Source organism: Microvirga sp. GN3 (assembly GCF_055792825.1).
The window spans coordinates 19,344-43,447 of record NZ_JBVVAK010000069.1; the positions used below are offsets into that span (position 1 = coordinate 19,344).

The 24,104-nt window shown below is 59.6% G+C and carries 24 protein-coding genes and 1 tRNA gene; 15 read left to right on the forward strand and 10 right to left on the reverse strand.

Annotated features, from left to right (window positions below; all coding sequences use genetic code 11):
• Window positions 1-13 precede the first annotated feature (13 nt).
• A complete protein-coding gene (locus ACS5Q1_RS27280; RefSeq protein WP_473101120.1) occupies window positions 14-763 on the forward strand; it encodes an SDR family oxidoreductase in 750 nt (249 codons plus the stop codon).
• A 274-nt stretch (window positions 764-1,037) separates the two neighbouring features.
• Here the strand turns inward: ACS5Q1_RS27280 and ACS5Q1_RS27285 are convergent, their stop codons facing one another.
• Window positions 1,038-1,325: a DUF2218 domain-containing protein gene (locus tag ACS5Q1_RS27285; protein WP_473101121.1), complete on the reverse strand. Its 288-nt coding sequence runs from the start codon at window positions 1,323-1,325 to the stop codon at window positions 1,038-1,040.
• A gap of 196 nt (window positions 1,326-1,521) precedes the next feature.
• On the opposite strand from ACS5Q1_RS27285, the gene ACS5Q1_RS27290 reads away from it, so the two are divergent.
• The 3 genes from ACS5Q1_RS27290 to ACS5Q1_RS27300 all read left to right on the forward strand — a co-directional run bounded on the left by ACS5Q1_RS27290 (window position 1,522) and on the right by ACS5Q1_RS27300 (window position 5,087).
• Window positions 1,522-3,003, forward strand: a complete 1,482-nt coding sequence (locus tag ACS5Q1_RS27290; RefSeq protein WP_473101122.1) for an ABC transporter substrate-binding protein — start codon at window positions 1,522-1,524, stop codon at window positions 3,001-3,003.
• A 297-nt stretch (window positions 3,004-3,300) separates the two neighbouring features.
• Complete coding sequence (locus ACS5Q1_RS27295) at window positions 3,301-4,248, forward strand: ABC transporter permease (protein ID WP_203440237.1); 948 nt, start codon at window positions 3,301-3,303, stop codon at window positions 4,246-4,248.
• Window positions 4,245-5,087 carry an ABC transporter permease gene (locus tag ACS5Q1_RS27300; protein ID WP_473101123.1) on the forward strand — a complete coding sequence of 281 codons (843 nt, stop codon included), beginning with the start codon at window positions 4,245-4,247 and terminating at the stop codon, window positions 5,085-5,087. Before ACS5Q1_RS27295 ends, ACS5Q1_RS27300 begins: the two co-directional genes overlap by 4 nt.
• 3 nt (window positions 5,088-5,090) lie before the next feature.
• Here ACS5Q1_RS27300 and ACS5Q1_RS27305 read toward each other — a convergent pair whose 3' ends face one another.
• Both ACS5Q1_RS27305 and ACS5Q1_RS27310 read right to left on the reverse strand, forming a co-directional pair.
• Window positions 5,091-6,083 carry an LLM class flavin-dependent oxidoreductase gene (locus ACS5Q1_RS27305; protein WP_473101124.1) on the reverse strand — a complete coding sequence of 331 codons (993 nt, stop codon included), beginning with the start codon at window positions 6,081-6,083 and terminating at the stop codon, window positions 5,091-5,093.
• Window positions 6,084-6,272: 189 nt separating this feature from the next.
• Complete coding sequence (locus tag ACS5Q1_RS27310; protein ID WP_473101125.1) at window positions 6,273-7,361, reverse strand: TRAP transporter substrate-binding protein; 1,089 nt, start codon at window positions 7,359-7,361, stop codon at window positions 6,273-6,275.
• Window positions 7,362-7,963: 602 nt separating this feature from the next.
• On the opposite strand from ACS5Q1_RS27310, the gene ACS5Q1_RS27315 reads away from it, so the two are divergent.
• Window positions 7,964-8,719, forward strand: a complete 756-nt coding sequence (locus tag ACS5Q1_RS27315; RefSeq protein WP_473101126.1) for a hypothetical protein — start codon at window positions 7,964-7,966, stop codon at window positions 8,717-8,719.
• Window positions 8,720-8,733: 14 nt separating this feature from the next.
• On the opposite strand, the gene ACS5Q1_RS27320 is transcribed toward ACS5Q1_RS27315, so the two are convergent.
• Window positions 8,734-9,810: a S66 family peptidase gene (locus tag ACS5Q1_RS27320; protein WP_473101127.1), complete on the reverse strand. Its 1,077-nt coding sequence runs from the start codon at window positions 9,808-9,810 to the stop codon at window positions 8,734-8,736.
• Window positions 9,811-9,916: 106 nt separating this feature from the next.
• Here ACS5Q1_RS27320 and ACS5Q1_RS27325 point away from each other — a divergent pair, with 106 nt between their 5' ends.
• Window positions 9,917-10,129, forward strand: coding sequence for an alkylphosphonate utilization protein (locus ACS5Q1_RS27325; protein ID WP_203440244.1), 213 nt, complete (start codon window positions 9,917-9,919; stop codon window positions 10,127-10,129).
• A 123-nt stretch (window positions 10,130-10,252) separates the two neighbouring features.
• Here ACS5Q1_RS27325 and ACS5Q1_RS27330 read toward each other — a convergent pair whose 3' ends face one another.
• From ACS5Q1_RS27330 to ACS5Q1_RS27340, 3 genes are all read right to left on the reverse strand, one after another.
• Window positions 10,253-10,465, reverse strand: a complete 213-nt coding sequence (locus ACS5Q1_RS27330; RefSeq protein WP_473101128.1) for a SlyX family protein — start codon at window positions 10,463-10,465, stop codon at window positions 10,253-10,255.
• Window positions 10,458-11,213, reverse strand: coding sequence for an oxygen-dependent tRNA uridine(34) hydroxylase TrhO (gene trhO, locus ACS5Q1_RS27335; RefSeq protein ID WP_473101129.1), 756 nt, complete (start codon window positions 11,211-11,213; stop codon window positions 10,458-10,460). Before trhO ends, ACS5Q1_RS27330 begins: the two co-directional genes overlap by 8 nt.
• A gap of 187 nt (window positions 11,214-11,400) precedes the next feature.
• Window positions 11,401-12,825 carry an amidase gene (locus ACS5Q1_RS27340; protein ID WP_473101130.1) on the reverse strand — a complete coding sequence of 475 codons (1,425 nt, stop codon included), beginning with the start codon at window positions 12,823-12,825 and terminating at the stop codon, window positions 11,401-11,403.
• A 365-nt stretch (window positions 12,826-13,190) separates the two neighbouring features.
• Here ACS5Q1_RS27340 and ACS5Q1_RS27345 point away from each other — a divergent pair, with 365 nt between their 5' ends.
• The 3 genes from ACS5Q1_RS27345 (at window position 13,191) to ACS5Q1_RS27355 (ending at window position 14,952) form a co-directional block, all read left to right on the forward strand.
• Complete coding sequence (locus tag ACS5Q1_RS27345; protein WP_473101131.1) at window positions 13,191-13,976, forward strand: Crp/Fnr family transcriptional regulator; 786 nt, start codon at window positions 13,191-13,193, stop codon at window positions 13,974-13,976.
• A gap of 106 nt (window positions 13,977-14,082) precedes the next feature.
• Window positions 14,083-14,367 carry a hypothetical protein gene (locus tag ACS5Q1_RS27350; RefSeq protein ID WP_473101132.1) on the forward strand — a complete coding sequence of 95 codons (285 nt, stop codon included), beginning with the start codon at window positions 14,083-14,085 and terminating at the stop codon, window positions 14,365-14,367.
• Window positions 14,368-14,520: 153 nt separating this feature from the next.
• Window positions 14,521-14,952 (forward strand): hypothetical protein, encoded by a 432-nt coding sequence (locus ACS5Q1_RS27355; protein WP_203440253.1) that lies wholly within the window; start codon window positions 14,521-14,523, stop codon window positions 14,950-14,952.
• Between the two features lie 69 nt (window positions 14,953-15,021).
• Here the strand turns inward: ACS5Q1_RS27355 and ACS5Q1_RS27360 are convergent, their stop codons facing one another.
• From ACS5Q1_RS27360 to ACS5Q1_RS27370, 3 genes are all read right to left on the reverse strand, one after another.
• Complete coding sequence (locus ACS5Q1_RS27360; RefSeq protein WP_473101133.1) at window positions 15,022-16,140, reverse strand: branched-chain amino acid ABC transporter substrate-binding protein; 1,119 nt, start codon at window positions 16,138-16,140, stop codon at window positions 15,022-15,024.
• Between the two features lie 31 nt (window positions 16,141-16,171).
• Window positions 16,172-17,311: an N-methyl-L-tryptophan oxidase gene (solA, locus tag ACS5Q1_RS27365; protein WP_473101134.1), complete on the reverse strand. Its 1,140-nt coding sequence runs from the start codon at window positions 17,309-17,311 to the stop codon at window positions 16,172-16,174.
• A gap of 154 nt (window positions 17,312-17,465) precedes the next feature.
• Window positions 17,466-19,139: a calcium-binding protein gene (locus tag ACS5Q1_RS27370; protein ID WP_473101135.1), complete on the reverse strand. Its 1,674-nt coding sequence runs from the start codon at window positions 19,137-19,139 to the stop codon at window positions 17,466-17,468.
• Window positions 19,140-19,566: 427 nt separating this feature from the next.
• Between ACS5Q1_RS27370 and ACS5Q1_RS27375 the strand changes: the two genes are divergently transcribed.
• The 6 genes from ACS5Q1_RS27375 (at window position 19,567) to ACS5Q1_RS27400 (ending at window position 23,731) form a co-directional block, all read left to right on the forward strand.
• Window positions 19,567-20,052 carry a YidB family protein gene (locus tag ACS5Q1_RS27375; protein ID WP_473101136.1) on the forward strand — a complete coding sequence of 162 codons (486 nt, stop codon included), beginning with the start codon at window positions 19,567-19,569 and terminating at the stop codon, window positions 20,050-20,052.
• Between the two features lie 214 nt (window positions 20,053-20,266).
• Window positions 20,267-20,509 carry a hypothetical protein gene (locus ACS5Q1_RS27380; protein WP_473101137.1) on the forward strand — a complete coding sequence of 81 codons (243 nt, stop codon included), beginning with the start codon at window positions 20,267-20,269 and terminating at the stop codon, window positions 20,507-20,509.
• Between the two features lie 197 nt (window positions 20,510-20,706).
• Window positions 20,707-21,006, forward strand: a complete 300-nt coding sequence (locus tag ACS5Q1_RS27385; protein ID WP_203440259.1) for a hypothetical protein — start codon at window positions 20,707-20,709, stop codon at window positions 21,004-21,006.
• 205 nt (window positions 21,007-21,211) lie between these two features.
• Window positions 21,212-21,394, forward strand: coding sequence for a hypothetical protein (locus ACS5Q1_RS27390; RefSeq protein ID WP_473101138.1), 183 nt, complete (start codon window positions 21,212-21,214; stop codon window positions 21,392-21,394).
• 385 nt (window positions 21,395-21,779) lie between these two features.
• Window positions 21,780-21,870: transfer RNA gene (locus ACS5Q1_RS27395), tRNA-Ser, on the forward strand.
• A 382-nt stretch (window positions 21,871-22,252) separates the two neighbouring features.
• Entirely contained in the window at window positions 22,253-23,731 is a 1,479-nt protein-coding gene (locus tag ACS5Q1_RS27400) for a phenylacetate--CoA ligase family protein (RefSeq protein ID WP_473101139.1), read from the forward strand.
• The last annotated feature ends 373 nt before the right edge of the window (window positions 23,732-24,104 follow it).

Here is a 24,104-nt window from a genome sequence, read left to right on the forward strand (position 1 = left end):
CAGGGGAAGAAACATGAATCGCCTTGAAGGCAAGGTCGCACTGATCACAGGCGCCGGCTCCGGTTTCGGCTTAGGGATTGCGGAAACCTTCGCCCGCGAAGGCGCCAAGGTCGCCATCATCGACATCAACGAGGCAGCGGCCAAGTCGGCTGCAGAGAAGATCGGTGCATCCGCCATCGGCCTCGCCGCCGACGTGTCGAAGGCCGCCGATGTGAACGCGGCCGTGGAGAAGACCGTTGCCGCTTTCGGCAAGCTCGACATCGTCGTCAACAACGCCGGCATCAGCCATCGCAACCGGCCGATGCTTGAAGTGGAAGAAGACGAGTTCGACCGCGTCTTCGCGGTCAACGTGAAGTCGATCTATCTCTTCGCCAAGGCGGCCGTTCCGCTGATGCAAAGCCAAGGCGGTGGCGCGATCATCAATGTCGGCTCGACGGCAGGGCTGCGTCCTCGTCCGGGTCTCACCTGGTACAACAGCACCAAGGGCGCCGTGCACACCATGACCAAGTCCATGGCGGTGGAGCTCGCCCCCAACAAGATCCGCGTCTGTGCGTTGGCCCCAGTCGCCGGCGAGACGCCGCTGCTCGCCACATTCATGGGCGAGGATACCCCGCAGAAGCGCGAGCTCTTCGTCAACTCGATCCCGCTCGGCCGTTTCTCCACCCCGCAGGATATCGCCAACGCGGCGCTTTACCTCGCCTCGGACGAAGCCAGCATGATCACCGGCGTTGTGCTGGAGGTCGACGGCGGTCGGTGCATTTAAGCAAAAGCGTTTTTCGACGTCATCACCAGCCTCGTGCCGGTGATCCCGATTAGGAGCGCCGCACTTCCCATTGTCGGGATGGCCGGGACAAGCCCGGCCATGACATCGGACATGATACCCTCACTGTCATCCCGGGGCGCCGAAGGCGAGCCCGGGATCCATAACCGCTGACAGTGCAGGATAGGGCATGACGCTGATCGCTCTTTCTGACACGCCGTGTTTATGGATCCCGGGCTCCGCTACGCGGCCCCGGGATGACAGCGGAGCAGTCCCGTCACCCCTTCTGCCACTCGAATGGCAACGGCGCCTCGCGAAATGCGAACCGGTCGAGATGTGAGGCTACGACGCCCTTCATCCGCTGCAGAGTCTCATCGTCAGGAGCCTCGACCGAAACCGTGAGAGAATCGGGATCTGCCCTCATCGTCGCGACGGCCGCCGGAAAACGGACGATGCCCTCGTTCTCCAACAGTTGAACGTCCAGCTTGTGGCTCCAATGCTTGCAGAGCTGCTGGAGGTATCTGGCGCCGTTCGCAGTGGGCACCCGTGCGGCCTCAAGAGCCATTCTTTTAGCCTTTCATTCCGCCTACGGCCTCGAACCGGCTGATATTCGGCGGATCTGCGCCCCCCGATGCTTAAGCCTCAGTCACGCTGAAGTTAAGTGAAGAATCGGTAATGAGCATCTTCCATCCGGCGCCGTCCTGCGTAAGCTTAGGCCACCGCGATCTGTCGCCGCCTATACCGGATGGAGTTCAAGCCTGATGACGAAGCGCTTCCTGACTGCCGCCGTTCTTCTCTCCGTCAGCGTCATCCCGGCCTATGCCGCCAAGACCTCCCTCGTGGTGGGCATGCCCATCGAGCCGCCGGGCCTCGATCCGACCGTGGCTGCTCCCGTGGCCATCCGCGAAGTGACCTGGGTCAATCTGTATGAGGGCCTCGTGCGCATCGACCGGACCGGCAAGGTCCAGCCGCTTCTGGCGAAGAGCTGGGAAGTCTCGCCGGACGGCCTGACCTATACCTTCCGCCTGCAGGAAGGCGTGAAGTTCCATGACGGCTCGACCTTCGATTCGGCGGATGTGAAGTTCGCCTTCGACCGCGCCCGCGATCCGAAATCCACCAACGCGCAGAAGCAGATCTTCGCCCCGATCACCGCTATCGAGACGCCCGATCCCGCGACTGTGGTGATCAAGCTGAAAGAGACCTCGGGCAACTTTCTCTATTATCTCGGCTGGGGCGATGCGGTCATCGTGGCGCCCGAAACGGCGGAGGCCAACAAGGCCAATCCGGTTGGCACCGGGCCCTTCAAGTTCAAATCCTGGACGCGCGGCGACCGGGTCGAGCTCGTCCGCAATCCCGATTACTGGCAGAAGGACAAGATCAAGCTCGACAGCGTCACCTTCCGCTTCATCAACGATGCGCAGGCGCAAGTGGCCGCGCTGAAGGCTGGTGACGTGGATGCCTTCCCCAACCTGGGCGCACCCGAACTCTTCGCCGAATTTCAGGAGGATTCGCGCTTCAAGGCTGTTGCCGGCAACACCGAGGGCGAGACCGTCGCAGGCCTCAACAGCGCGAAGAAGCCGTTCGACGACGTGCGCGTGCGGCGCGCCCTCATGCATGCGGTCGACCGCAAGGCTCTCGTCGAAGGCGCCTATTCCGGCTTCGGCCAGCCCATCGGCAGCTTCTTCTCGCCGAACCATCCGGCTTTCGTGGATACGACCAATATCGTTCCCTACGATGTCGAGAAGGCCAAGGCGCTGCTGAAGGAAGCAGGCTACGGCAACGGTCTGTCGATCACCATCAAGAGCCCACAGATGGCCTATGCCAGCCGCTCGGCGGAGCTGCTCTCCGCCATGATGGCGGAAGTGGGTGTCGATCTGAAGATCATCCCCACCGAATTCCCGGCGAAGTGGATCGAAGAGGTCTTCAAGAACAAGGATTACGACGTCACCATCGTGTCCCACACGGAGCCGCTCGACATCGATATCTTCGCCCGCGACAACTATTACTTCAATTACAAGAACGACAAGTTCAAGGCCGCTCTGGCGGAAGCCGCGAAGACAACGGACGAGAAGGCACGCTACGCCAAATATGCGGAAGCGCAGAAGATCCTCGCGGAGGATGTCCCTGCCCTCTTCCTCTTCCAGCTGCCGAAGCTCGGCGTGTGGAACGCGAAAGTGAAGGGTCTGTGGGAGAACTCACCGATCCCGTCGAACGATGTGACGGAGGTTTCGTGGAGCGAGTGAGCCTGGCGCATCGCCGCGCGCCGTTTCCTCTGGAACGACGCCACGTCATCACCGGCCTTATGCCGGTAATCCCGATGCGAGAGGCGCTGCGTTCCACATAATCGGGATGGCCGGGACGAGCCCGGCCATGACGAAGTGGGTGTCATTTCCGGCCGAAGCGTCAACGGGGGGAAGGGAATCCACGGACACGTGCTATATTATGGATCCCCTTCCCGGCCTGCGGCCGCCGGGGATGACACTTGCACACCCCCGTCCTACCCCTCCCCGCAAAAGGGGGAGCAGGCGTCGAGTAAATTCATGCTGCGTCTCATTCTCTCCCGCCTCGTCTCGCTGGCAGTCACGCTGCTTGCCGTCTCGCTGGCGATCTTCCTCATCATGGAAGTCCTGCCGGGCGATCCGGCCGCCATCATGCTCGGCACGGCCGCGCGTGAGGATACGCTTGCGGCCCTGCGGCAGGAGCTCGGGCTCGATCAGCCGGCGCTCGTGCGCTACCTGCAATGGATCGGTGGGATTCTTCACGGCGATCTCGGCACGTCGATCACCTACAAGATGCCGGTCGCCACTCTCGTGGCCGAGCGCATGAACGTGACGCTGCCGCTGAGCCTGCTCGCGATTCTGATCTCGACCGCACTTGCACTTCCGCTCGGGGTTGCAGCCGCAGCGCGTCGCGACGGGCCGGTGGATCGCGCCGTGCTTGTGTTCAGCCAGCTCGGTGTGGCCGTTCCGAATTTCTGGATCGGCCTCCTGTTCATCCTGTTCTTTTCTACCTGGCTCGGCTGGTTTCCCGCCGGCGGTTTTCCCGGCTGGAGCGCCGGAATCTGGCCGGCCTTCCAGGCGCTTCTGCTGCCGGCCGTCGCGCTCGCCCTACCGCAGGCGGCTGTGCTCACCCGCGTCACGCGCTCTGCCACTCTCGAAGTGATCGGCGCCGATTTTGTGCGCACCGCCCGGGCCAAAGGTGTCGACAAGGGGGGCACGCTGCGCCGCCACGTGGTGCCGAATGCGCTCATTCCTGTTACGACGATCCTCGGGCTGCAGCTCTCATTCTTCTTCGGTGGCGCAATCCTTGTCGAGAACGTGTTCAACCTGCCGGGCCTCGGACGATTGGCCTATCAGGCGCTCAACCAGCGCGATCTCGTGGTGATCAAGGACATCGTGTTGATCTTTTCCGGACTTGTGATCGTCGTGAATTTCCTCGTCGACATCGGCTACGCCATTCTCGATCCGCGCTTGAGGGGTCGGTCATGAGCAAGCGCTCCCGCATTCCGCTGAATTCCGCCCTCATCGTCGGCGGAATTCTCACCGCGCTGCTCATTGTCACCGCGCTCGTGTCGCTCGTCTGGACTCCGGAAGTGCCGACGCGCGTGCGCGTCGCCATGCGCCTGAAAGGCCCTGGCGAAGTGGGACTTCTCGGCACCGATCATTTCGGCCGCGACGTCGCTTCGCTTCTCATGGTGGGAGCATGGAACTCGCTCGCCATCGCTTGGCCGGCGGTTCTCCTGGGCGCAGCCATCGGCACCGCCATCGGCTGCGCCGCGGCCGCGTGGAAGGGTCTCGCCGATGAGATCGCCATGCGCGTCTCAGACGTGGTATTCGCCTTCCCAGCCGTCCTTTCGGCCATCATGATCGGCGCACTGGTGGGCTCGGGGCCGCTCGCGGCGATCCTGGCGATTGCGGTGTTCAACATCCCGGTCTTCGCTCGCGTCACACGCGGCGTCGCGCTCCAGGTTTGGACACTCGACTACATCGCGGCGGCTCGCGCGATCGGCAAGCATCCGCTGCGCATCACCTGGGAAGACGTGATGCCCAACATCGCGGGGGCGCTCATCGTCCAGGTGACGATCCAGCTCGCACTCGCGATCCTGACGGAAGCGGGCTTGAGCTATCTTGGCCTTGGCGTGCGTCCGCCCAATCCGAGCTGGGGCCGGATGCTCAGCGACGCGCAGACCTATCTCTCGCAGGCTCCTCACCTCGCCATCGCGCCCGGCGTCGCCATCGCACTTTCGGTGCTGGGTCTGAACCTCTTAGGCGACGGCCTGCGCGATGCGCTTGATCCGACGTTGAAAGGGCGAGGCGCTCCGGCCTAAAGCTCAGGCGGACATCGTCTTGTGCACGTCGCTGAGGATTTCGTAGGAGCGCAGGCGCTTGGAATGGTCATAGATCGCGGCTGCGACCATGACCTCGTCGGCGCCGGTCTGTGCGATGAAATTCTCCAACCCGTCCTGCACCGTCTTGGGCGATCCGACGAAGGAGCAGGACAACATGTTCATGGCCTGCGCCTTCTCGCTGGGCGTCCAGTAGCTCTCGATGTCGTCGATGGGCGGTTGAAGCCTGCCGCGCGCACCGCGGAACAGATTGGTGAAGGATTGCTGCGCCGAGGTGAAAAGATGGCGCGCCTCGTCATCCGTATCGGCGGCGATCACGTTGACGCCGACCATGGCGTATGGCCGGTCGAGTTGGGCCGAAGGCTGGAAGCGCTCGCGATAAACCTGCAGCGCCTGCATCAGGGCGCCGGGCGCGAAATGCGACGCGAAGGCGTAAGGCAAACCCAGCATCGCGGCGAGCTGCGCCCCGAACAGGCTGGAGCCGAGAACCCAGATCGGCACGTTCGAACCCGCTCCCGGCACCGCCCGGATCGCCTGATCCGGCTGCACGACTCCGAGCAGAGCCTGCAATTCGAGCACGTCCTGCGGGAAAGTATCGGCGCTGGTGGGGTCGCGGCGTAGCGCACGAAGCGTACGCTGATCGGTGCCGGGCGCACGCCCGACGCCGAGGTCGATCCGCCCTGGGAACAGAGCATCTAGAGTGCCGAACTGCTCAGCGATGACGAGCGGCGCATGGTTCGGCAGCATGATGCCGCCCGCGCCGACGCGCATGGTGTTGGTGCCGCCGGCTACGTGGGCGATCACGACACTCGTTGCAGCACTCGCGATGCCGACCATGTTGTGGTGCTCGGCAAGCCAGTAACGATTGTAGCCCCATCGTTCAGCGTGCTGGGCCAGATCAAGCGTATTGCGCAAGGCATCGGAAGGTGTGAAGCCTTCAGGAACGGGCGCGAGATCGAGGACCGAAAAGAGAGGCATGGCGAGGCAGCTTTCTGGTTGCTTCTGCGTTTGAGCCGCAGAGACTTATCAGATCAGGTCTGCGGGTCCTCAATGCAAGTCACGGTCCGCACCATTGAGCTCAACTGAGCCATGCACGGGATGCCGCGAAAAGAAAACCCGGCGCTGAAGGGTCAGCGTCGGGTTCTCAATCAAGTCACGGCAAAATACTTAGCCGCGGGTACGGGCGCGGATCATGTATGTGTCGAAGGCGTATTCGGCCACTTGGAACCAAAGATATTCCTCGTTCCGGAAGGCGCGGATCGAATCGATCACCTTCTTGAAGTCCGCATTCTGTGCGGAAATCTCGGCATAAACCTCATTCGTCGCCTTGTAGGCGGCGTCGAGGATCTCCTGCGAGAACGGACGCAGCTGAGCGCCGGCGCCGACGAGGCTGCGCAGGGCGGCCGGATTCTTGGCGTCGTACTTGGCGAGCATGTCCATGTTGGCGGCCATGCAGGCGGATTCGAGGATCGCCTGATAGTTCTTCGGCAGGGATTCCCACTTGCCCTTGTTGAACAGGAAGTGGATCGTCAGGCCGCCCTCCCAGAAGCCTGGATAGTAGTAATACGGCGCAACCTTCTGGAAGCCGAGCTTCTCGTCGTCGTACGGGCCGATCCATTCGGCCGCATCGATGGTGCCGCGCTCGAGCGACGGATAAATGTCGCCGCCGGCCACCTGCTGCGGAATGACGCCGAGCTTCTGCATCACCTGCCCGGCGATACCGGCGATGCGCATCTTCAGACCCTGCAGGTCCTGGAGCGTCTTGATCTCCTTGCGGAACCAGCCGCCCATCTGGGTACCGGTATTGCCGCCAGGAAGGGCATAGAGGTTGTGCTTGGCCATGAACTCGTTCACGAGGCCGATGCCGCCGCCGTGGTAGTTCCAGGCGTTGAGCTGGCGGGCATTGAGCGTGAACGGAAGTGCCGCTGCGGCCGCGAAGGTCGGGTCCTTGCCGACGTAGTAATAGGCCGCCGTATGGGACATCTCGACCGTACCGGCAGCGACCGCATCGGCAGCCTGGAAGGTGCCAACGATTTCACCGGCCGAGAACGGCTGGATCTGGAACTTGCCGTCGGTGGCTGCAGATACGTACTTCGCCAAAAAGTCGGCGCCGCCATAGATGGTGTCGAGCGACTTCGGGAAGCCGGAGGTCAGACGCCAACGGATTTCCGGGCTGGACTGAGCAATGGCGGGCTTGGCGACGGCGCCTGCGGCAAGGCCGGTGCCAGCAGTGGCGAGAAAATTGCGGCGTTTCATGAGTGCCTACTCCAGTTCGAGGGCATGTCGCGCTTTTGAGAGAGGCTCGGTAACAAGGGATGGCTGAGCCCGAGTAAAGTTAGACGAAAGGCGAAGTTCGCATAGCTGCGTCCCTGGCAACCGGATAGCCCTCCCTCCTGTTCCGTGGGCTGCCTCCACCTCAAACCGTTGATTTGACGGAGATGTGGCGAGCTCCGACGAACGAGGCGCCAGTCGAATGGCATCGTCACAAATTGCCGGGCATGATTTCTATGCAACGGGTCCCTGCCAAGCTTGCATGAGAAACATGACGAGGGCAGCCAAATCTAAAAGGCGCCACCCGATTTTGAGCTTCTCGATCGCCTCTTCAGGCTTGATCAAATCAAATAATATAACATATGGACATATGATATAAAGTAGATGAACTTAGTCATCATCGCGATAAATAATTCTCATCAATAAACTATGAGAATCTTGTAGCAATTACTTTGTGAAGCATCAGTATTACGAATACATACCCCTTACGAGCCATCGGATTATTTATCCTTGGCCACAGATTTGCCACAGTCATTAAATGAGTTTTACCCGAGCAAGGGGAAGGGCCAACGCGCTCTTATAGGCCGATGAACAAGACGCTTATTTTGCTTGGAGCCTCCATCATCACGCATGGGATGATGTTCAGTGGTGCGGAGGCCCGGTTGGTCCGCTACGAGATCAACGGAAAACAGTACTCCTACAGCACCAACAACCGCGCCCAGACTGCCGAGGCGAAGAAGCGGATTGCGGCGGCGAAGGCGGCAGAAGCTGCGAAAGCAAAGGCTGAGGCGGAAAAGTCTAAGTACCCTCTCACCGCGGCCTTCGGCTCATCGGCGCAGAGAGAAGCCTCAGAGGCGGAGGAGCGACTTCAGAAACTCCTTTCCGGGCCGACTGAGTACATGGCGGTTTCGGAACCTGCCCGCGAACCGGCCGACGTCTCCGACAAGAAGCCCCAGGACAAGCCGTCTCGTTCAGCTTCCGTCGCCAAGGCTCCGCAGAAATCCATCGTCGTGGTCCGGGCACCGGTCAGCCCAACGCGGGTAGCGCCTCCAGTGGCTCTCGTCATCGCCGAACCGGTCGATCCGGAGCGTCAGACAAAGGTGAAGTCCGTCTCCTTCGATATCCAGTCCGGCATCAAGACGACGGTCATGATCGACGGTACGATCGAAGAGGAACCTTTCGACAGCAGCGCTCTATCCTTCCTCGCTCCCGAACCGGAGAACACAAACAGTCTGATGGCTTTCGTGAAACAGCTGCGCAAAGTCGCGCCTGAGGAAACGACCGGTTCGATCGTAACCAGCGTGGCCGAACCGGAGGACGGCTCTCTGATCCGACATCGTTAGTTTTCGGATCAGCATCAGCCGTGAATGTCTGACACGCCTGGCTCCAACATCGTGAACCGGGCCCGGCTGCAATCGATCTCAGCCATCACGCCATAGGGCAGTGTGGCGATCGGATCGGTGTGCCCGAAATCGCACTCGGCCAGAACCGGAAGGCTTTCCAGGCCTGCCTCAGCAAGCGCACGCACGACTGCCTCTTCCTGCTCGCTCCTGTACGTCTCATCTGTCTGGCCGCCGGGACGGCCGAGAACGATGCCGGATAGCCGGGACAGGATGCCCTGAGCAGCGAAATTGCGCAGCCAGCGCAGGACCAGATTTGCCGGCGGCGCCTCCTCGGAGGTCTCGTAGAAGAGGATCGCTCCGTTCCAGTAATCCAGCGGTGGCCACCAGTCCGAGCCTTTCAGCGTCTCCAGAACCTCGGCGCACCCGCCGATGAGATGTCCCTGCACGGTACCGGTTCCCTGCAGAGTTCGCGGTCCCGTCGAGGGCATCAGTGTTCTGCGGCGGTTTTGATTCTCAGGGTCTTTCCAAGGCAGGTGCTCGACGGTCCACCCTTCCCTGTTCGGTTCGATCTCGCCGATAGGCGCCGTTTGAAAGATCGCCTTGCGCAGGGAGTTCTCGGCATAAGCATGCATGCCGCCGTTCTCAGCAAAGCCCGTCATGATCGTCGGGCCGTAGAACGAGCCAAGGCCTGCCTTGAGACAGCCGAAATGCAGGACGGTCGGATCGGAATAGCCGAGGAAGATTTTTGGATTGTCCGCGATCACGTTCAGGTCGATATGCGGGATCAGACGAATCGCATCGTCACCGCCGATGCTAACAATGACACCTTTGATCGACGAATCCGCGAAAGCGCTGTTGATGTCCTCAGCCCGTGCCTGCGGGTTCTGGTCGAGCCAAGCCGCCTCACGCAACGCATGGGGCATCTCGACGAGTTCGAGACCAAATGCTTCCGCCAAGTACTTCTTGCCCGCCTTATAGCGATGAGGAAAAGTGGCCGGCCCGCCCCAACTCGTCGAGACTATAGCAACGCGATCTCCTGCCCGAAGAGCTTGCGGCCTTATGAGGGGTCGCGAAAAATTTTTGGTATTCATCGCAGAAGAGCCCCGGGCACAGCATCGACGATAACCTGATGGACATTTCAGCCGCCAGGCTCCAAAGCCCTCTTTAACAATCTCGCATGAGCATCAAGGAGACGGCATGGTTGTCAAGGATAGCAACGGGGCCACCCTCAACGAGGGCGATTCCATTCAGGTCATTAAGGACCTGAAGGTGAAGGGCTCGTCCACCGTGGTGAAAAGAGGAACCGTGTTCAAGAACATTCATTTGACGGATGACGAAGGTGAGATCGAGTGCCGGTCAAGCCAGATCAAAGGCCTCGTGCTCAAGACCAGCTTCGTGAAGAAGGTTTAAGAGCCCTCTCCTTCCAGCCCCACTTTCCGGCATTGCAGGCCGCCGGGGACGACATCCGGCTGCTATTCCCGGCCAGAGCGAAGGGGCAGGAAAACCAATCCCACAAAGTATACATCATCTGGATTAATAATGCGGCGGCGGAGGTTCGGGTACGGATGGGCCGCCTACGTTATCCTCGACCTCCTGAACGCGGTCGAGGAGTTCGTTCAGCTGCCGCTTCAAACTATCGATCTGCTTCCACTGGGTGATGACGGTCTGGTTCAGATCCTCAATCACCTGATCCTGATAGGCGACACGCACCTCGAGCGCTTCAATGCGGGCCTCAAGATCACTCATCGGATGATCCTATCTCGCCCCGTTGCTCCGCGAGTCCGTGACCGAGCGCGCCCCGCTCGTCGAAGACGAAGCATCCGCCGTTCCAGCGGCTCTCCGTTTCCGGGACCTCCTCCAGATACTTGAGGATGCCGCCCTTGAGATGGAAAACCTCCTCGAAGCCCTGGGCCAGCATATAGGAGCTGGCCTTCTCGCAGCGGATGCCGCCCGTGCAGAACATGGCGACCTTCTTATGCTTGGCCGGGTCGAGTTCGTTCTTCACGAAATCCCTGAACTCGCTGAAGCGCCTGATACGGGGATCGACCGCTCCTTCGAAGGTACCCATCTCGACCTCGAAATCGTTGCGTGTGTCGAGCAGCACGATGCCAGGCTCGTCCAGCAACCTGTTCCACTCGCCCGACGTCACATAGGTCCCGACACGGCGCAGCGGGTCGGTCTGCGGATCGCCCAGGGTCACGATCTCCTTCTTGAGCCGCACCTTCATCCGCTTGAACGGCATCTCGGCCGCCGTCGAGAACTTCAGCTCGAGATTGTCGAGACGACCCTTAAAGAGCGTACCTTCTTGCAGCTCGGCCACGAGGGCATCGATGGCCTCATCGTCCCCGGCCACAGTCCCGTTGATGCCTTCATGGGCGAGCAGAAGCGTGCCCTTGATCCCGAGATCCAGGCAGAGCTTGTGCAGCGGATCCTTCAGCTCCCGGAAGCCAGGCTGCGGGACGAACTGGTAGAGAGCGGCAACTTTGTACGTCATGGAGGCTGTTTATCAGCAGCTTTCACACGAGGAAACCCATGCGCAGGGGCCTCGATGTCGCCCTGGATGCCGTGGCTCCGTGGATCCCCTTCCCAGCCCTGCGGACCGCCGGAGATGACAGCATGGGCAAACCCGATGTCATTCCCGGCCGGAGCGAAGCGGAAGGGAATCCACCCTTGACGCCGGTCTACAGCTTTGGCCAAGGCCGCTTGTCGGCAGCCATCTCCTCCCAGGCCTGGGAGAGCCGCAGCACACCCACATCGTCGAAGCGGCGGCCGATGATCTGGAGACCGATGGGGAGCCCCGCCTTCGTGAAGCCGGCATTGACGGAGGATGCAGGCTGGTCCGACATGTTGAAGGCGACCGTGTAGCCGATATGCTCGAACGGCTCCTCCGGATTGTGGATGGGCGATGCCAACTCGGCAGAGTAGGCAACGCAGGGCGCCACCGGCGAGATCACGAAGTCGAAGCGGTGCGTGGCGGCAACGGCGGCATGCCGCATCACCAGCATCTGATTCATGCCGTGATAGACTTCTGCGCCCGTCAGCGCCTTGCCGCCTTCGGCCCATTGCAGGATGTAGGGCAGGATTTTCGCGCGCTCTTCATCGCTCAGCGGCGCCATGTCCATCCAGGCCCGCTGGCGCCAGAAATCGTCGAGGCCGTCGAGCATCTCACGGGTGATGAAGGGCGGCACCTCTTCGACGATGGCGCCGGCTTCCTCGAATGCCTTTGCTGCGCTCTCGACCGTGGCGCGGACCTCCGGATCGAGCGTCATGCCAACGCCTGCCTGCATCATCACGCCGATCTTCAGCCCCTTGATGTTTATGCCAAGATCGAGCCAGGGCAGATCCTGGTAAGGCAGGCTCATGGGATCTCGCACATCGGGACGCGTGAGGCTCGTCATCATGAGAGCGGCATCACGCACCGTGCGCGTCATCGGCCCGGCCACGCGGCCATAATAGGTCGGATCGATAGGAATCCGGCCGAAGCTCGGTTTCAGGCCGAACACGCCACACCAGGAGGCCGGCAGGCGGATCGATCCGCCGATATCGGTGCCGATATGGAACGGCCCATAGCCGGCCGCCGCCGCAGCGCCCGCGCCCGCCGAGCTGCCGCCCGGGTTCTTCGACAGGTCCCATGGATTTCGCGCCAGCGGGTGAAAGCTCGAAAGACCAGACGAAAGCATCCCGTAATCCGGCATGGTCGTCTTGGCGAGAATGACCACGCCATCCTCGCGCAGGCGTGCTGCCGAGGGGGCATCCTCTGCAGCCGGGATGAGCGGACGCGCCGCCGTGCCGAGCGGCACCGGCGTGCCCTTGGTGGCGATGTTCTCCTTGATCGTCGCGGGAATGCCGTCGAGCGCCCTCGCCTCCCCGTTCATCCAGCGCTGCTCCGACGCCCTCGCATCGCGAAGCGCCGCATCCGGATCGAAGGCATACAGAGCCTGGAGTCTCGGCTCATAAGCATCGATGCGTGTAATCACAGCTCTCGTGACCTCGACAGGAGATACCGCCTTGCAGCCATAAGCTTCGAGAAGCTGAGGAGCGGACCAATCGGCCAAATCTGCCGGTGAATTGCCCTGTGTCTGATACGAAGACGATTGCGTACTCAATGCGAAATTCTCCTCAAGGAATCGGCCGCAGCCATGCTGGATTCTTCCATGAGACCGGTAAACCGGTTTTGTCTTTGATCATGTGCATGGGCCCATGACATCAACGCAGAGGCAGGCCTGGAAGGCGTCCGTAAGCGCTTTCGGCGTCATACTCTTTGGAGGCATGTCCGTCAGATTCCGGCACAAAGCGGAGCCCTTATAGTTTCTCCGCAGCCGACCGCCTTCCTGTGAGGCGTCCCCTCAGAGCCTGAGCCGTCTGTTTATAAGTAATGTGCGAAATTGCACATCCTAAGGTTGTGTTATTATTATCATGAGGAGATGCCCGGTTCTCTGACCGGGGATCTGCAACACGGTGATACCCTGCCATGAAGAATGGTGCGAAGGCTGCCATTCACCGAAGAAATCGGCTCCTCGCCGCTTTGGAGCCGGACGATTATTCATGGCTCGAACCTCATCTCGAAATCGTGGATTTGCCTCGAGGCAAGGTCATCTATCAAAGCGGCGAGACCATCCGGCATACCTACTTCCCACATGATGCCGTCGTTTCTCTGGTCACCGTGCTGCAGAATGGCGGATCCGTCGAGATGGCGGTATTCGGCAGGGAATCCGTCTTCGGCTTCGTGAGCGCACTTGTAGCCCGCCAATCTTTCGGCCGTTATATCACCCAGATCTCCGGCAAAGCGTCCCGCATCGCCCTGGATCGACTGAGCACCGCCATCGACCAACGCCCCCAAATCCGCAGGGTGCTGTTCCGATACACGGAAGCCCTTTTAGCCCAGACCCTCCAGACCGTTGCCTGCAATGCTGTGCATGGTGTGGAAGCCCGATGCTGTCGCGCGATTCTGAGCACCCGCGACCGAACTGACAAGGACGACATCCCCCTCACCCACGAAACTCTGGCCGAGATGCTCGGGGTTCAGCGCTCGACAGTGAGCAGCGTCACGAGTGCGCTCCAGCGGATGGGTCTGATTAGCCAGGGTCGGGGAACGATCAGAATTACCAACCGTGTCGGGCTCGAGGAAACGGCCTGCGAGTGCTACCACGCGATCCGTCAAAGCTTCGAGAGGCTCCTGCCGGCAGGCCACAAACGGACTGAGCCAAGCGCGGGTTCTCGCCTTACCCTGGCAAAGCATCGAAACACAGTGGGTTGATCGGAAAGAAAGATTTCTTCTGGTTTTGTCGGGTTCCCAACAGACGGAGTAACCCTACCTTAGTACCTTCAAGCCCTATTAACGAAAAGTTAATATGAGGGATGAGATGAACGATACTAAGTTTCATAACAATGAACCTAATAACGGGGCTCTCCTTCCTAGAATGTACTCGCCCACCTACCAGCCGTTGCTTCAGTCTCTCCTTGCGACCTTGGCCGATATCGATTTCGATTACGAAAAGGAACGCGAGAAGCTGAGCAACACCTCACCAGACACCAACATCAAGATCCGCGCTCTCGAGAAGCTGAAGGCCCGCCACTATGAGCGCCGGCAGCCTTACATCCAACAACTCGCCGTCCTGCAGAAACGCATGATGGAATTAAGAGCGTAGTCAAACGTCTCATCATTCGGCGCAATCCAAACGCCAGCCGCCGAAGCCAAGAACAATAATTCTCCAGGGGCATAAGCACTCAACGAGTCAGGTTAGATGGGTGCGTTCACAAGACCTGAGCACATACCAACTGCTCATGAGGGATTGTCGACAATGACTGAGGAAGAAATCGAAATCGTTGCGGAGGAACTGGCCAAGATCGGTGGCGTGACTTGGTATCCAGGACGCGAAAAAGGAACCCTCATGAGGGTCGTCTGCGACCGTTACCGCGATAGGGCCAGGGTGGCTATTCAAGCCCTTGAGCGCTATCGGGCCGGTCAGAAGGCCACCCTCGCGCAAGACAATAGCCAGGGCGAGATGTCCTCGAGCGGCGGACTGCCTTCATCGGTCCATGAGGACATCAGGCCCGGCACCACGGTCGTATACCGTCCGCCAGGTGATCGCAGGGCCTATTCCTGCCGGGTCGTCGAGATCGAGGGCAACCGTGCATATCTTGCCCCTATTCTCAGAGCCTGTACCGACTGGGTTTCCATCGAGCACCTCGTTCCAACACAGGAGCCCGACAAGGCTGCGGCAGGCGAATAAACCACCCTCAATACAATCCGGGCGGCTCCGTCAGGAGCCGCCCTTTGCTTTCCCCGAGCAAGTCTTCCCTCACTGAGTCAGCTTGCTGTAGCTGCCACCCTTCCAGACATTGATGTTGTATTTCGGATCCTTGATGTCGCCCTTCTCATCGAAGGTCACCGGCCCGAGCACCGTATCGACATTCGTGCTGCGCAGGGTCTTTGCCACGGCTTTCGGATCTGTGCTGCCGGCCTTGCCGATTCCTTCGGCGAGGGCCTGAACGGTCGCGTAGGAGAACAGCGTAAAGCCTTCCGGCGAGAAACCGATCTGCTTGAACTGCTCCAGCGCTCCCTTGGCCGCCTCGCTGTCACGACCGTCGGGCGGGAAGGTGAACAGGGTTCCTTCGGCCCCCGGGCCCGCCACAGCCCCGAATTCCGGCGTCGCGATGCTGTCTCCCATCATCAGCTGGAACTTGTAACCCTGATCCGCGGCCTGACGCATGATGAGGCCGGCTTCGGTGTGGTAGCCGCCGAAATAGAGGAATTCGACACCCTGGCTCTGGAGGCGGTTGACCACCGCCTTGTAGTCCTTCTCGCCCGCGTTGATGCCCTCGTAGAGCACTTCCTTCACTCCGGCCCCATTGAGGGACGCCTTCACCACATCCGCGAGGCCTTTGCCGTAGGCGCTCTTGTCGTGGAGGATGGCGATCTTCTTGGTGCCGTAGTTCTGCTTGATCCATGGCCCGATGAACTTGCCCTGCGCATCGTCACGGCCATAGAGGCGCATGATGGTCGACCAGCCCTGCTCGGCCGCCTTCTCGGTCATCGCCGGATTGCTGGAGGCCGGACTCATCATCAGGACATCCGCCTCGGCATAGACCTCGGAGGCCGGGATCGAGGAGCCTGAGCAAGCATGACCGTCGACAAACTTGATGCCCTCGGCGACGATACGGTTGGCGATGGCAACGGCCTGCTTGGGATCGCAAGCATCGTCGTAGACGACAACCTTGACGGTCTTCCCGTTCACGCCACCATTCTTGTTGATGGCCTGTGCCGCGAGTTCGGCGCCGTGCTTAAGCTGCTCGCCGATGCTGGCCACTGCCCCGGTCATCGGACCGGCCACGGCGATGGTGATATCCTCTGCGCGAGCAAATCCGGTTCCCGCCAGCAGGGCCAGGACGGATAGGTGATAGGCGTACCCTCTCTTCATGGCTATGCCTCCAGCTTCATGCTTCGACACTTCAGGCCGATTGCAGCCGGAAGCGATCGAGCTTGAAACGAGAGATGTCGTTCGCAGGCGGTTTTCCAAGAGCGAGATCGGCCAGCACTTCCCCGATCACGCTTGCGAACTTGAAGCCGTGCCCGGAACAGGGCGAGGCCAGGACGATCCGCGGATCGACAGACGAACGATCGATCACGAAATCCTCGTCCGGCGTGCGGGTGTAGATGCAGGTCCGCATGGCCTTGAGCGGACCGTTCGCGTCCGGCATCGCAAGTGCCAGCATGCGCCGGATCTGCGCCTCGTCGGCGGGGCCACCGTCCTGAGTCAGGTCGTCGGCCGACGTGAGATAGGCACCTTTGCGATGAGAGGCAGTCTTGACGCCGGTACCGGCGAAATCCGGGAAACCATAGCAGGCATCGTCTTCGGATTCGAGAATGAAGACCGGGCATCGATCCGGAGAGTAATAGGCTGGTTGCAGAGGCTCGAACCAGCCGAGCACCTGACGCGTCAGCTTGAGATGCGGCTTCAGCTTGGGCGCAAAATCACCGATCCAGGCACCTGCCGCAATGATCACGGACCCGGCCTCGATCTCGCCGGTTTCCGTTCGCACACGCACGCCGGAGCCAAGCGGCTCGATGGCCAGGACGCGGGTCTGCGTGCGAACCTCTGCGCCATGCCTTTCCGCCAGTCCGACGAATTGCTGGATCGCGCGTTCCGGCCGCAGGAAACCGCCTTCGGGCTGATACAGCCCTGTCCAATGGGACGGCACCTTGAAAGCGGGAAAGCGCCGGTTGATCTCGGCGGCACTCAAAACCTCATGGTCGAGGCCATGCAGCCTGGATGCTTCGAGAGAGCCCTCGACGACCTGGCAGCCGGGATAGCCTGCCTCGAGGATACCGGTAACGGTGAGAATGGTCTGGCCGCAGAGCTGTTCCAACTCGCGCCACTTCTCCATCGCCCGGCGCGCCAGCGGAACATAGGACGGGTGCTCGAAATAGGAGAGCCGAATGATCCGGCTTTCTCCGTGCGACGAACCTTTGTCATGCCCTGGCTCGAACTGCTCGATGCCGATAACGCGCTTTCCCCGGCGTGCGAGATTGAAGAGAGCCGCGCTGCCCATGGCGCCAAGCCCGATCACCGCCACATCGAACGTCGTCATCAACCTAACCTTTCAAGACTCTCCCGAATGAGGGCGCCTACATTCGGCAGTGATCGATGGTTCGTCAATCTGGCACTCTCAGAGGCACTTCGGGTGTGACGTCACTGTCCCAAGCGAAGGCCCCGCAGTCTCCTGCGGGGCCGATGTGCATGGCTCAGATGATGTAAAAATCCTTCTCGCTGATGGATGTCTTGTTGCTGAACTTGGCGATCTCGACAGCCGCAGCTTTGCCAGAACCGTCCTTGTCGTAGGAGAGGACACCGGTCTTCTTGTTGTAGACGAGATAATCGCTCTTGTCCTTGGCATGGCTGCCAATGGTGAAGAACGCCTTCGCAAGCTTGAGGGGCTTGTCCGGATTGCCCTTCTTGATCGCGCTGTAGAAGGACTTGCTCGACTTGAACAAGCTGTTGTCCAATACGATCTTGTCCTGCCCCGCCTTGAAATCTTTGACAGTGTCGGTGTTTGACTTGGCGAGCGTCGTATCGAACACGAACCAGTCCTTTCCGGTGCCGCCGGTCAGAACATCTTTTCCGGACTTGCCGTAGATCTTGTCGTTTCCGGCGCCGCCATTCATCGCGTTCTTGGACGAGGTTCCGAGCAACACGTTGTCGAACGCATTGCCATTGAGGACGGGAACGTTGCCGACCGCATAGACGGTATCGATGCCCGAATTTGATCCCAGCGTGAAGCTGGTACTGGCATAGACGACATCCACACCACCGGTATCGACGACGACGTCATTGACGTTGTCGACGTAATAGACGTCGTTTCCGCCACCGCCCTGCATGACGCTGCCGCGGCCCTTGCTGCTGAGGACGTTGCTGCCCTCGTTGCCGATCAGGGTCGTGGTGTACTCGTTCCCCGTCAGGTTGATCGGAGCATAGCCATCGGCAGCTCGCAGAACTTCCACGGCGCTCATGCCGATGTCATAACTCACGCTCGCGATCACGGTGTCCGTGCCAGCGTGATATGACTGCTCGCGAGCCTCGTCCTTGGCACTGTCGACGTAATAGACATCACTGCCCTCGCCGCCCTGCATATGGTCCGTGCCTGCGCTGGCATCCAAGGTGTCATTGCCTCCGGAACCATAGAGCGAGTCATTGCCGAGACCGCCGAAGATGGAATTGGCTTGTCCGTCGCCGGTCAGAGAGTCATTGTAATTGGAACCGACGACGTTCTCGAAGTTCACCCAGGTATCGCCTTGCGAGTCGTTGACCCCGCCTCCGCCTGCGCCGAGGCTGACGGAAATGCCCTGGCCTGACAGAGCATAGGACACGGTGTCGATGCCATCACCACCATCCATGACCTCCTGGCCCGATCCGCCGATGATGGTGTCGTTGCCGGCACCGCCGATAAGCTTATGCTTCTCGCCATTGCCGACGATCAGATCGTTGTGAGCCGTGCCGATGATGCCCTCGATGGAGTTGTAGACATCGCCCTTCGCTTCGCCGGTGCTGAGCGTCGTGTTGCGCAGGTTCAGGGTCAGGCCGATTGCAGAGCCTGCGTAGGACGCGTAGTCCCAATACGTGCTTCCGGAACCGCCGTTCAGAACATCCGCGCCTTCTCCGCCGACAAGGGTGTCATCATAGTTGTCGCCACCATTGAGAACGTCGTTGCCGGCGCCACCGTCGAGATAATCCTTGCCGTCTCCGCCGTTGATCGTGTCATCGCCGCCATGACCGTAAATGATATCGGCGTAGTCGACAGAAATGTCGTTGTGTCCATTCAGCGCTTCAGCTGTGTCATCGCCGTGAATGATATCCGGCTCAATTGCAGCCAAGGCCGACAAGCTGGTTGAATCGTCGAGATACTGATGTTGTTCAGACAAAGTTTCGTCCACTTCGAACATACGTTTCTAGGATTGTTTGCTCAGGCCTAAGCTCGGCTGTTTACGCACGTGCAAAGAGAGCCTGCAAGATTGCAAAGACGAGGGAGCACCCCGTCGAAAATGACTGCTGCAGCCGGTTTGCTAATCTTTGCAACAGCTTGGCAATTTTTTCAGTGCTGAACGGCTTGTCCCGGGCCGTGCGGGGCCACACATTGCACGGAATAACGTTCTGCAGCTTTGAATTGATGTTGCCTGCAGACCGCTACTTGAATGAGGGAACATTCTGGGATGCGGCGCCCGAAAAGCTTCCGCCATCCTCATTGATTCATGCTGACCTATATTGATCGGCGGACCGTGGTTCAGATGCCGGGTCTTGGAACCCTTTCGACGTAGCTGCGGTTCTCGTGCATCGGACGAGGAGGATCAGATGAGCCGAGGCTTTCCATCCATGACGGCCCTGTTGGGGCTACTTGCCGTCGCCGGCTTTCAGAACAGAGATAAGATTGCCGAGATGCTCGGTGGTCTCACATCCAACAATCCTGGAGGCACACCGGGAAAACCTGGCCAGCCGCAAGGTGGCTTGGGCGATCTCGGTGCCTTAGGCGGCCTAGGCGGATTGCTGGGTGGCCTGGGCGGGCAAAATCCGGGTGGCCTTTTGAGCGGCGGTCTGGGCGAACTGGTCGATAGTTTCCGCCAGAACGGCCAGGGCGATATTGCCGATTCCTGGGTTGGCACAGGCCCCAACAAGGAGGTCGCACCTCAGCAACTGGAGCAGGCGATCGGCTCCGATGTGTTGGCAACTCTGGCACAGCAGACTGGCCTGTCGCGAGACGAGATCCTTGCTCGGCTGTCGAGGGAACTTCCGCAAGCTGTCGACAGATACACACCGGACGGACGGATCCCTATGACCTGAACCGGTCTGCCCGTTCATTTACAAACGGGGCGCGGTTGATATGAGCGGCCGCGCCGCAATACTCCGGATGAGTGCAGAGCGCCGCAGCTTCCTTAAGGGGCTGGGCGCTCTATCCTTTTGACCTGCCTGCTACCTCCGACGCTTCGTTCCGGAAAAGCCGCAATCAGGTAGCCTTTCCAACACTCGGTTGCGAAGCGGAGGATGGGAGGGGCTGATGCATACGGACCGCTTTGTCGTCTTCAAGTTTCAGGACGAATGGCTGGTAACCTACGCAGATCGGGAACAGACATCATTCGCAACACGCGAGGACGCGGAACGGTCGGCTTTTGACGCGGCGGATATACTCGCATCCAATGGCCATGCCGTATCCGTGCTTATCATTCCAGATGGCTCGGACGACGTCTCCAAATCCTATTCGCACGTGGAAGGATCCGTTCGGAAGAAGAACCTGAATTAGAGTCATCTCCGCTTCGACCGACACCAACCTATCGCGTGAACCGCATTTGCAGATCGGGATGGGCTCGGCGAACGTCCTCATCCGAACAGCTTTCTTTTCAAACCCAATAGTTTCTCCTTTGAGCATTCGCTCGCTTGTGTGCCAGCACTAGGTTAGGATTTGATACGTGATGTGCTCTTTGGAGCGGGACGTCGGCAATGCTCTGGGCAAAGAAAGCAATCGACCCCGCCGAATGGGGCCCGACGCAGGATCAGTTCGAAGAGCTTTTCGTCAAGCTTGGAAGCCCGAAGCAGATGATGCTCGCTTCCGCATCCGACCCGGCATCCGGCCAATCGATCTTCCTCATGAGTCTCCCGAACACGACATTCCTCGGCTTCTTTTCAGGATTCGAGTGCGTGACCGAGGATGCACTCCCCTCGGAGGCTGCACTGCTCGTCGGCCACAATGACGAATTGCTCAAGCACTTCAGGTACCCGGCGCGAAGGCCGCTGCCTTAAGCTGGCGAGCCTTTTCCTCTGAATTCGGCGTTCAAACGCAAGCTTGCGGCAAGCTTGGGCATTCGGTCGCCACAATTCACTGCCAATGGCCGAGATCGTTCGAGCCTTTGCAGTGGAGACGATTGTGACCACAGCCCACGATTTCGATGAGATGGTGGATCTTCTTGCATTAAGCCGGCCCTTTGAGAGATCGAGGGGTATGAACATGGCATGCAAGATCGCAACATTGCCGCTTCGGGATGCCATCGCCCTGGTCATCGAAGATTGGGCCGATGACAAGTTCAGGCAGTTGAGTGCCGTCATCGTGCGGCAGTCGGGACCGACCATCCGCAGCCTCGAGGAAATCCGGCATCTCTACGGGAGGGCGGAGATGGCACCAGCGTCATGAGCGAAGTGGGGTAAAGCTCTTCCGATATTCACAATGCCCTGCATTTGGGCTCATTGGCTCATACTTCATCAACCTGCCCTCTTCCCTATTGGGCCCACAACCGCTTTTATGGGCCCCGCTCAGGACCAATTGGAGGGATAGGGTGGAACTCAACGAAGCAAAATGCTCATGCCCGAAGTGGTTTCCGGTCTTCCTTTCCGGCATCGGGCTTGCGAGTCTCGCCCTCTCCTATCTGATTTGGTAGAACCCGCCCTCGGGTCAGCCAAGAGCCGGCTTTCCCTCGGCGACTGACGCGATCGAGCCATTTTGGACCTTGACGAAAGAACCCTGTTCGCGTCTATTGCGCCACCTGCGAAGCGGGATCCCAGATCCGGTCTTTTCGCCTGGAGACGTGGCCGAGCGGCTGAAGGCACTCGTTTGCTAAATGAGCATACCCCAAAAGGGTATCGAGGGTTCGAATCCCTCCGTCTCCGCCATCTAACTTTTCTTAGTAATTTCAAATACTTATCTTGACGTCTGCAACGCTGTTTATAGCAGCTTTGCGGCGTGTGTTTTGTCGCGCCACACCTGCGGGCAAGCACATAACGCCGCACGGCTTGTCAATGATACTCGAGACCGCGCTGGAGGGGGTGATCAAGACCGTCCGCAATGGAGATGGGAGTATCGGAGTGCGCTGCGGGGTAATCCCAAGGATTTATTAGTTAGCTCTTTGAGATGCCGAAAAACTCAGAAAAACGTGATAAATTTTTTGTGATCGAAGGCTACAAATGCGTAAAACCGTAAAATCTTTGCACTGATTAGGATCATATAAGCCATTAGAATAACAGCAAATTAGGGGAAAAGCGTGAAGGTTACGCTATGGACGATATTCTTTCAGGCAAATTACTCGATATCGGCCGAACAGCGTATCTTAAAATTCCATTTTCACTGCGACAGTATTTAGGGCGCGCCCTTCAAAGTCTGCCGAAGGATATACGCCTCGGCGCAACCTACCGTGGCTGCCGCGCGCTCATTGAGCAGGCACGGAACGATCCGGACTTGGCCATTCACGAGCAACAGAACCGGCTGCGGCACGTGCTGACAACGGCTCTCAATCAATCAAGCTACTATCGCGAGACGCTTACGGCGGTCTTCGGCCCATCTATCAAGGCAGAAGAGCTTATCGTCGCGGAGCAGTGGCGACGCATTCCCATTCTCACCAACCAGATCGTCCGTCGCGAGGCCGAACGAATGTGCACGCGGCCGCTGAACAGGCTCGACCGAGCGATGACGAGCGGCTCCTCAGGCCAGCCGCTGCCCTTCTTCGTCGATCGAGACCGCAGTCCGATCGAGTACGCCTTCGTGGTGCATCAGTGGGCGCGGGCCGGATGCTGCCCCGACACATGGCGGGCCACGTTCAGAGGGTGGCATATTCCGAACGTCGACACACAGCCGTTCGAGATCGAGTTCGGCCTGCGCGAAGTCAGGATCTCGGTGTTTCACTTATGCGATGACCTGATGGCACGCTATGCGCAGGAACTCGAGCGGCGCGGGATTGCTTTCCTGCAGGGGTATCCCTCTGCCATTGCCACTTTCGCAGCCTTCCTGACCCGCCGGGATCTGCCTATGCGCCACAGGATCCGGGGTGTGATGCTACATTCCGAACCGATCTACTCAGACTTTCGCCGCACCATCAGCCATGGCTTTCCCAGAGCGAAGATCATCCCGTTCTATGGCCTGAGTGAAAAATGTGCGTTCGGCACCGAGGTCGAAGACGTGCCCGGCCTCTACGAGATGGATCCACTTTATGGCTTCACCGAACTCCTCGACAAATCCGGCGCTCCGATCACAGAGCCGGGCCGGGTTGGGCGGGTGGTGTCAACTGGGCTTCAGTTCACAGGGATGCCGTTCATTCGCTACGACACCGGCGACGAGGCCACGCTCGTCGAGCCTCCAGAAAGGCGCAATGGCTATCGTCTTCGCGTCGCGAATATCGTACCGAGACGGGCTCACGATTTCTTTCTGTCGCGATACAACCATCTCATTCCAGCGACATCCCTTGCTATGGCGGACGATGTCCTCAGGTTTGTGACCGATTACCAGTTTGAGCAGCATACACCCGGCGAGGTTCTCATACGGGTGGTGCTCGCGGAAGGGGCGCCGCCGCATACTCTTGACTCGTATGTCAAGCTTGTGACGGAACGGGCGGCTGGCGGGTTGTCCTTCATTCCAGAGGTTGTCAGATCGATCCCGCTGTCGGGGCGGGGCAAGCGGAAGTTCGTGATCCAGCAGCTCGATATCGCTGCCGCGATGAATGCCGCTGGTTTTGAAATTGGACGAAGGACACCGAAGCAGTAGAGAGTTTCTTTTGCCGACCGAGCTCAAGCGGATGGCCAACACATTCTTCGCAATACTCGAGAAGAGCGTGGTGCGGATGAGCAAGCGAGAGCTCATCTGGAAAGATAACTCTTGGCGCGCCTCGAGAGCGGCCGTCTAAATCCGAGCACCGCTGCGGCGGTTCTGCAGGTCAGTGAGTGCCTATCGGCCCATAAGTGTCGTAAGCAAAGTTCCGTTTTAGACGATAAAGAAGTCCTTGTGGGTGATATCCAAGTTCTTGGACAGCTTCGCAATCGCCCTCATGGGAGCATCGCCTGTGCCATCGGAATCGTAATAGAGATAGCCGGTCTTATCGTTGTAGATGACCCGATCATTCGCATCGTGCGCTTTCGAT